The 3,771-nt window shown below is 50.4% G+C and carries 2 protein-coding genes; one reads left to right on the top strand and one right to left on the bottom strand.

The window, feature by feature from the left end:
- Positions 1-1,172: aminopeptidase P family protein (locus WBM98_RS12475; protein WP_424366354.1), on the bottom strand; the 1,172-nt coding region annotated here is incomplete at its 3' end.
- Between the two features lie 340 nt (positions 1,173-1,512).
- On the opposite strand from WBM98_RS12475, the gene WBM98_RS12470 reads away from it, so the two are divergent.
- On the top strand, positions 1,513-3,771 hold a 2,259-nt coding region (locus tag WBM98_RS12470; protein WP_424366353.1), incomplete at its 3' end, for a WD40/YVTN/BNR-like repeat-containing protein.

The raw sequence follows: 3,771 nt of genomic DNA, 5'->3' as shown, positions 1-3,771 counted from the left end.
TCGGGAATGTAGATGCCCGGCTCCACGGTAAAGACCATATTCGCCTTCATCGGCGTTTTTAGGGCCCCGTAATCATGGGTGTCCAACCCGATATGGTGGCTGGTACCATGCATAAAGTATTTTTTATAGGCTGGCCAATCCTTGTTTTCGTTCTTTACATCGGCCTTGTCCAACAAGCCCAAACCCAACAGTTCCGAGGTCATCATCTTGCCCACTTCCTTATGGTATTCGGCCCAATCGGTACCGGGAACCAACAGTTTTGTCGCTTCTTTCTTTACTCTCAATACCGATTGGTATACTTGCTTTTGGCGGTCGGTAAACCGCCCGTTTACGGGAATCGTACGGGTCAGGTCGCTGGAGTAGTTGGCATATTCGGCGGCCACATCCATCAACAAGAGCTCCCCCTTTTTGCATTGTTGGTTGTTTACGATATAATGGAGCACATTGGCATTAGCTCCCGAGGCGATGATCGGGGTATAGGCAAACCCTTTGGAGCGGTTGCGGATAAACTCATGCAAAAGCTCAGCCTCGATCTCATACTCCCAAACGCCAGGTTTTACAAAACCCAATAATCTTCGAAACCCCTTTTCGGTAATATTACAGGCGTGTTGCATCAGCGCGATTTCCTCTGGTTCCTTTACCCCCCGAAGGTCTTGCAAAATAGGGTTGCTCTTGGCCACCTTGTGGGCGGGGAACTTTACTTTGCAATCGCGGATAAAACGGTCTTCCCGGGTTTGGGTGACCACCGATTGGCGGTAATGCTCGTTCGTATTGAAATAGATGGTATCGGCCTCGGTCATCAGTCCAAAAAACACCTTGTCGAACTCCTGCAACCAGTACACGGTTTTAATGCCGGAGATTTCCGTGGCTTTTTCCTTCGTCAGTTTTTCACCCTCCCAAACGGCTATATGGTCGTTGGTCTCCCGTACAAAAAGGATTTCGCGGTGCTTCTTTTCCACGGCATCGGGAAACAGGAGTAAAATGGTCTCCTCCTGGTCGGCTCCGCTCAGGTAAAAGAGATCCCTATGTTGCTCAAAAGGCATGGTACTGTCCGCACTTATGGGATAGATATCGTTGGAATTGAAGACCGCGATGCTTGAGGGGACCATGCGGTCCATGAATTTCTTGCGGTTCTTTATAAAAAGTTTGCTGCTGATGGGTTCGTATTTCATGTGGAAAGGTTTTAGACCATAAATTTAAGGGTTCTATAAGAAATTTAAGGGGGAAAACCGCAATTAGTTTCCTTGGCATTCCGATAGCATGAAATACAAAAGAGAAGTAAGGCCGATAGCCAAGATGGTAAAGGATTCCTAGTCGCGCTTTCAGGCGCCGTCAGAATGCCCTTCGCCTTGAAACCAAGCATCGAGCCCTTGTAATTATTCCGCCAAGGAAAGTGCCAGTTTATAAATTTAATTATCTTAGTCCCACCAAAATAAATGCAGTTTACCCCACGCATTGAACGCCGCCTACATTTTATTCACTACCGGGAGGTATTCCGTTTATTTAAGCCGTATGAAATTAAAAGTAGCCTTTGTTTTTCTTCTTTTTTTAGTAACCTTTCCCAATAACGCCCAAACCGATGCCGAGGTGTTCAACAACCTGAAATTCCGCTTTATCGGGCCCGAAGGCAACCGTACCATCGCCATTGCAGGGGTTCCCGGGGACCCCATGATCAACTATATAGGTGCAGCCTCTGGCGGTTTATGGAAAACCGAGGATGGGGGCGTCACTTGGAACTCGATTTTCGATGATCAGGAGGTATCCTCCGTAGGTTCCGTGGCCATCACCCCTACCAATCCCGATATCGTTTGGGTAGGTACAGGTGAAACCTTTGTGATCCGCCCTGCCCATGCTATGGGCGATGGGATCTACAAATCGGAGGATGCCGGAAAGACCTGGAAGAACGTGGGACTAGAACAAACCGGGCGGATCGGGCGTGTCATCGTACATCCGACGAATCCCGATATCGTCTATGCAGCTGCCTTGGGCCATACCTACGGCCCCCAACAAGAACGGGGGGTGTATAAAACCATCGATGGAGGCAAAAGTTGGAAACGAATCCTCTTTATCGACGAAAACACGGGGGCCGCCGACATTGCGTTGGATCCCAAAAATCCAGATAGATTACTGGTTGGTATGTGGTCCATACATATCAACACCTGGGGTTTGAACAGCGGCGGACCCGGGGGTGGCATCTACCGCTCTTTGGATGGGGGCGACACCTGGGAGGCCCTTTCCGAAAAAGGATTGCCCGGAGGCAAGGACAATCCCGTGGGCAAAACAGGGGTGGCCATTTCGCATTCAAACCCCGATGTGGTCTACGCCCTTTTTGAAATCGACAGTCCGGCCCTCTACCGCTCCGAGGACTTTGGGGATACATGGACGCTACAGACCCGCGATCACGACATCAACGAACGCGCCCCCTACTATACCCGTATGGCGGTGTCTACCGCTGATCCCGAGGAGGTGTATTTTGCGAGTGTTAAGTTCAGCACCTCCAAAGATGGGGGCAAAACGATCAAAGGCGGCTATAAGGCAGGGGGCGACAACCATGATATTTGGGTCGACCCCACCAATGCCGATCGGATCATGGTAGCCCATGACGGAGGGGCGAGTATCAGTCTCAATCATGGGGAAACCTTTCAACGGGTGGTGCTCCCCATCGCCCAGATGTACCATGTGGCGGTCGATGACCAAGTGCCCTATAACGTCTACGGGAACCGACAGGATGGGTATTCATACAGAGGGCCAAGCAACAGTCTGCAAGGTTATATACCGATTGGTCTTTGGGAAGGCGTCGGGGGTTGTGAAAGTGGCTTTGCCCAACCCGATCCTTTTGATAACGATATCGTATGGTCGGGCTGCTATGATGGGGGCCTTGAACGCTACAATGCCAAAACAGGACATTCCCAAGACGTGCGTGTATGGCCCGAAGCGGGATACGGCTGGGCCCCGGCCGACCTAAAATACCGTTGGCATTGGAATTTTCCCTTGGCTTTTTCGCCCCATGTACAGCATCGGGTGTATGTCGGGAGTCAATTTGTACACAAAAGCGATGATAATGGACAAAGTTGGCAGGTAATCAGCCCCGACCTTACCTTGAACGACAAATCGCACCAGCAAAGTTCCGGAGGAATCGCCGTGGACAATCTGATGACCTTTGACGGTTCCACCTTGTTCGCTATTGTGGAATCCACCCTCGAAGCTGGACTCATTTGGACGGGTAGCAATGACGGACAGGTACAGCTGACCCAGGACGGAGGGGCAACCTGGACGAATGTGACCGCTAATATACCAGATCTCCCGAAATGGGGCACGATTTCCAATATAGAAACCTCTCGGTATAAAAAAGGAACCGCCTATATCAGTGTGGATCTACACCAAATGGGAAACTTTGATCCCTATATCTATAAGACCAGTGATTACGGGAAAAGTTGGATGTTGATCAGTGGCGACATTCCAAAGTCCGTACATAGTTTTGTGCATGTGGTCAAGGAAGATCCCAAGCGGGAAGGCATGCTCTATGCCGGGGTCGACAATGGAATCTATATCAGCCATGACGATGGGGCACATTGGATGCGCCTTCGCAACAACCTGCCCCCCGCCCCTGTATATTGGCTCGCAATACAGGAACGTTTTGATGATTTGGTCGTGGGTACCTACGGAAGGGGGTATTACATTCTGGATGATATTTCCCCCTTGCGGGAATTCGATCTCGATGCCAAGGACAAAAAAGCGCATCTGTTCAGCCTTCGCCCCGCCTACCGTTTT

Origin of the sequence: Maribacter sp. (assembly GCF_049667165.1) — a bacterium.
In the GTDB taxonomy this organism is placed as follows: Bacteria; Bacteroidota; Bacteroidia; order Flavobacteriales; family Flavobacteriaceae; genus Maribacter_A.
The sequence above is the reverse complement of the archived record's forward strand: the minus strand, read 5'-3'. Positions and strand labels throughout refer to the sequence as shown.